The sequence below is a fragment of the Nevskiales bacterium genome (assembly GCA_035574475.1).
Classification (GTDB): Bacteria; Pseudomonadota; Gammaproteobacteria; order Nevskiales; family DATLYR01; genus DATLYR01.
Genome location: DATLYR010000006.1, coordinates 1 through 4,582 on the forward strand (window position 1 = coordinate 1; position 4,582 = coordinate 4,582).

6 protein-coding genes are annotated in these 4,582 nt (G+C 68.6%); 3 read left to right on the plus strand and 3 right to left on the minus strand.

What is annotated here, in order from left to right; genetic code table 11:
- From VNJ47_00425 to VNJ47_00435, 3 genes are all read right to left on the minus strand, one after another.
- On the minus strand, positions 1 to 181 hold a 181-nt coding region (locus VNJ47_00425), incomplete at its 3' end, for a hypothetical protein (GenBank protein HXG27298.1).
- Positions 145 to 855, minus strand: a complete 711-nt coding sequence (lolD, locus tag VNJ47_00430) for a lipoprotein-releasing ABC transporter ATP-binding protein LolD (protein HXG27299.1) — start codon at positions 853 to 855, stop codon at positions 145 to 147. The genes VNJ47_00425 and lolD, both read right to left, overlap by 37 nt.
- A complete protein-coding gene (locus VNJ47_00435; GenBank protein HXG27300.1) occupies positions 848 to 2,101 on the minus strand; it encodes a lipoprotein-releasing ABC transporter permease subunit in 1,254 nt (417 codons plus the stop codon). The genes lolD and VNJ47_00435 overlap by 8 nt, the downstream gene beginning before the upstream one ends.
- Before the next feature lie 240 nt (positions 2,102 to 2,341).
- On the opposite strand from VNJ47_00435, the gene VNJ47_00440 reads away from it, so the two are divergent.
- The 3 genes from VNJ47_00440 to VNJ47_00450 form a co-directional block, all read left to right on the plus strand.
- Positions 2,342 to 2,800: a hypothetical protein gene (locus VNJ47_00440; GenBank protein HXG27301.1), complete on the plus strand. Its 459-nt coding sequence runs from the start codon at positions 2,342 to 2,344 to the stop codon at positions 2,798 to 2,800.
- A gap of 26 nt (positions 2,801 to 2,826) precedes the next feature.
- The gene (locus tag VNJ47_00445) at positions 2,827 to 3,876 is read left to right on the plus strand and encodes an agmatine deiminase family protein (protein ID HXG27302.1); all 1,050 of its coding nucleotides are present in this window, start codon (positions 2,827 to 2,829) and stop codon (positions 3,874 to 3,876) included.
- Positions 3,873 to 4,582, plus strand: a 710-nt coding sequence (locus VNJ47_00450; protein ID HXG27303.1) for a carbon-nitrogen hydrolase, incomplete at its 3' end; no start/stop codon positions are given. The genes VNJ47_00445 and VNJ47_00450, both read left to right, overlap by 4 nt.

Sequence of the window (4,582 nt, forward strand, 5' to 3'; positions counted from 1 at the left end):
CCAGCAGCGCCGCGGCCAGCGCTGCGCGCCCGGGCCAGCGCGGCACCAGCAGCGGCAGCGGAACCAGCAGCAGCGGCCAGGGCGGCAGCTGCGGCAGCGCGTAGATGACAAGAATGCCGGCGAGAAGGCCGAGGGCGAGCAGCCTTACGTCGGGTGCAGCTGTCCGTCCTGGAGCTGACATACGCGATCCATGCGTTCGGCCAGCCGGGGATCATGGGTGACCACGACCAGACTGGTATTGAGTTCCCGGTTGAGTTCGAGCATCAGTTCGTAGACCTGCTCGGCGTTGCGTGCGTCGAGGTTACCGGTCGGCTCGTCGGCCAGCACGCAGGCCGGCCGCGTGACCAGGGCGCGCGCCACGGCCGCGCGCTGGCGCTCACCGCCGGACAGTTCGCCCGGCTTGTGCTCCAGCCGCTGGCCGAGGCCGACGCGCTCGAGCAGCGCGCGCGCCTGCGCGAACGCCGCCGCGCCGTCCATGCGCCGCAGCAAGAGCGGCATGGCGACGTTTTCCAGCGCGGTGAACTCCGGCAGCAGGTGGTGGAACTGGTAGATGAAGCCCAGGCGCCGGTTGCGCAGCCGCCCGCGCTCGGCGTCGTCCAGCCGCGACATGCAGTCCGCGCCGATCCAGACCTCACCCGCGGTGGGCTCGTCCAGCCCGCCGAGCAGGTGCAGCAGGGTGCTCTTACCCGAGCCGGAGGCGCCGACGATCGCCAGACGCTCGCCCGCCGCCACCTGCAGCTCGATGCGCCTGAGCACTTCCACGCGCAGCCGGCCGTCGTCGAAGGTCTTGCCCAGACCTTTGGCCACGATAGCGGACCCGTTAGCCACAGGCGCGTCGGATGGCTCGTCATTCATACCGGAGTGCCTCCGCCGGCATGATGCGCGCCGCGCGCAGCGCCGGATACAGCGTCGAGACCAGCCCCAGGACCAGCGACACGATCGCGATTTTCGCCACATCGCCCCAGTGCAGCTCGCCCTTGAGCTGGGTGATGTAGTACACGTCCGAGGACAGGAACTGCTGGCCGATCAGGCGCTCGATCGCGGGCACGATGTTCTCGACATTGATGGCCAGCAGCACGCCACCGGCCACGCCGGCCAGCGTGCCGATCACGCCGATCAGCGAACCCTGCACCATGAAGATCGCCATGATGCTGCGCGGGGTCGCGCCGAGCGTACGCAGGATGGCGATGTCCGCCTGCTTGTCGGTCACTACCATCACCAGCGTGGAGACGATGTTGAACGCCGCCACCGCCACGATCAGCGTCAGGATGATGAACATCACCGTCTTCTCGGTGGCGATCGCGCGGAAGAAGTTGGCGTGCTGCTGGGTCCAGTCGGTGACGTAGTAAGTACCGGCAGGCAGCCGTTGCGCCAGCGCGCGGCTCACGCGCGGCGCCCGGAACATGTCCGCAAGCTTCAGGCGCACGCCGCTCACGTCAGCGCCCATGCGGTACAGTGCCGCCGCGTCGTCGAGGTGCATCAGCACCAGGCTGCGGTCGTACTCGTACATGCCGACCTGGAACACGCCGGCAATGGTGAAGCGGCGGAAGCGCGGCATCACGCCAGCCGGCGTCACCGTCGCCTGCGGGACCATGAGGTCCACCTTGTCGCCCGCGCCTACGCCCAGTGCTTCGGCCAGCTCCTTGCCGACGACCAGGTTGAAGGCGCCTGGCTGCAGCGCCGCCAGCCCGCCTTCGAGCATGTGCTCGCCGACGTCGGAAACTTCCGTCTCGTGCTCCGGCAGCACGCCGCGCAGCAGCGTGCCGCTGAGCTTGTCGCCGTGCCGGAGCATGCCCTCGCCCTCGATGTAGGGGGCGGCGCCGACGATGCCGAGGTCGCTGGCCAGCGCCAGTTCCCGCACCCCGGTCCAGTCCGACAGCGGCTGGCGGTAGCCGGACACGGTGGCGTGCGAGGCCATGCCGAGGATGCGCTCGCGCAGCTCGCGCTCGAAGCCGTTCATCACCGAGAGCACCGTGATCAGCGCAGTCACGCCCAGCGCGATGCCGGCCATCGAGATCGCCGAGATGAAGGAGATGAAATGGTTGCGGCGCTTGGCGCGCGTGTAGCGCAAGCCGATGTAGAGCTCGATGGGACGCAGCATGGGCCGATCATTAGAGCATATCCGTCTGCTGCAATGCACAGCAAACGCCTCCTGCGCTGGTTCGCGCCTAGACTCGGCTCCATCGCATCAAGGCGCGCGAGGACGGCACGTCCCCCGCATGTGAAACGGGCCAGCCGGCTGGCGCGGCTGGCAACGCTGGTGACCAGGTCGGGATATTTTTTGCAACCGGCACAGAGTGTTATAGTCCATACTCGCCTACGCACATCAGGAGACGTGCGCATGACGTACCGCATCTTCGCCCTGCTGCAGATCCTCGCCTGCTGTGCGCTCGGCGGCCCCTTGCAGGCGCAGGAGGAAGGCGAGCCGGCGCCGGCCGTCGAGGTCGAGCCCCTGACGGAGGACACGCCGGAGACCGCGGTCAGCGAAGACGCCATGCCCGAGGAAAAGACCGTGCTCGAAGAGCAGAAGGGCGACGTGCTGGAAATGCCGGCGCCACCGGCCGAACCGGCGCCGCCGCGCACGCTGCCACGCCGCGGCATGCGTATGGATCAGGTCGAGCGCGAGTACGGCGCCCCGCTGACCCGCCATCCCGCGGTCGGCCAGCCGCCGATCACCCGCTGGGACTACGACGGCTTTTCGGTGTTCTTCGAGTATCGCACGGTGCTGCACGCGGTGCAGAAAGACCGTCCGGCGGAAATCTACCGCAAGGAAGAGCTGCTGCCCGCCACCGCGCCCTGAGCGCTTTCTCAATCCGATCTTCCCCGATGCAAACCCCGGATTTGCAGACTCAGGTGCTGCCGCCCGAATGGGCACCACAAAGCGCGGTGCAGCTGACCTGGCCGCATGCGCAGGGCGACTGGGCCTGGATTCTCGAGGAGGCCGAGGCCGACTTCACCCGCATCGCCGTCGAGATCAGCCGCCGCCAGACGCTGCTGGTCGCCTGCCATGACCCTGCGGTGCAGGAACGCGTGCGCGCGCGTCTGCAGGCCGCCGGCGCAGAGATGGCGCGCGTGCGCCTGTACCTCGCACCGAGCAACGATACCTGGGCACGCGACCATGGCCCGATCACCGTGCTGCGCGAGGGCCGCCTGCGCCTGCTCAATTTCCGTTTCAACGGCTGGGGCGGCAAGTATCCGCATGATCTCGACAATCTGCTGACGCGCCGGCTGCACGAACAGGGTGCCTACGGCAGCACGCCGCTCGAAGACATCGACCTGGTGCTGGAAGGCGGCGGCATCGAGGTCAACGGCGAGGGCTGCCTGCTCACCACCGAAAGCTGCCTGCTGGCGCCGACCCGCAATCCGCAGCTGACGCGCACACAAATCGAGGCGCGCCTCAAAGCCCTGCTCGGCGTGCACACCGTGCACTGGCTCAAGCATGGCGCGCTGGAAGGCGACGACACCGACGGCCACATCGACACGCTAGCGCGTTACGCCGCTGCCGACACGATCGTGTTCCAGGACTGCAACGACGTGGACGACCCGCACTTCGACGACATCGAGAAGATGGAAGAAGAGCTCGTTGCCTTGCGCCGCCCGGACGGGCGCCGTTACCGCCTGCTGGCCCTGCCCTGGCCGCAGCCGAAGACCGACCGCGGCCGGCGCCTGCCGGCCACCTACGCGAATTTCCTCATCATCAACGGCGCGGTGCTGGCGCCGACCTACGCCGACCCGGCCGACGGGCTGGCGCTGGAAATCCTGCGCGAAGCCTTCCCGGCGCGCGAGGTCATTGGTGTAGACTGCCGCGCGCTGATCCGGCAGTACGGCAGCCTGCACTGCGTCACCATGCAGCTGCCCGCGGGAGTCGTGACATGAGCGGCAAGCTGAAAGTCGGTCTGGTGCAGATGAGCTGCACCACGGACCGCGAGGCCAATCTCGCCAAGTGCGAGCGCGGCGCGCGCGAGGCCGCGCACCAAGGCGCGCAGCTGGTGCTGCTGCAAGAGCTGCACAACAGCCTGTACTTCTGCCAGCACGAGGACCCCGCACTGTTCGACCTGGCCGAGCCCATCCCCGGCCCCTCCACCGAGCGCCTGGGCCGGCTGGCGAAGGAACTGGGCGTGGTGCTGGAACGCGACGGCAGCATCGCCGGCCAGTACCGCAAGATGCACATCCCGGACGATCCGGGCTACTACGAGAAGTTCTACTTCACGCCCGGCGACCTGGGCTTTCAGCCGGTCAAGACCTCGATCGGCAAGCTGGGCGTGCTGGTGTGCTGGGACCAGTGGTATCCGGAAGGCGCGCGGCTGATGGCGCTGGCCGGCGCGGACCTGCTGCTCTACCCCACCGCCATCGGCTGGAATCCGCAGGACGACCGCGACGAGCAGCTGCGCCAGCAGGAGGCCTGGCTCACCATCCAGCGCGCGCATGCCGTGGCCAACGGCCTGCCGGTGGTGGTGGCCAACCGCGTCGGGCACGAGCCCGACCCGACCGGCGCCAGCCCGGGCCAGATTTTCTGGGGCTCGAGCTTCGCCGCCGGCCCACAGGGCGAGCTGCTGGCGCGCGCCGGCGGGGACGAAACCGT

Coding starts and splice junctions, on each gene's coding strand:
- lolD (HXG27299.1), bottom strand. CDS start 855: ATGAATGACGAGCCATCCGACGCGCCTGTGGCTAACGGGTCCGCTATC.
- VNJ47_00435 (HXG27300.1), bottom strand. CDS start 2,101: ATGCTGCGTCCCATCGAGCTCTACATCGGCTTGCGCTACACGCGCGCC.
- VNJ47_00440 (HXG27301.1), top strand. CDS start 2,342: ATGACGTACCGCATCTTCGCCCTGCTGCAGATCCTCGCCTGCTGTGCG.
- VNJ47_00445 (HXG27302.1), top strand. CDS start 2,827: ATGCAAACCCCGGATTTGCAGACTCAGGTGCTGCCGCCCGAATGGGCA.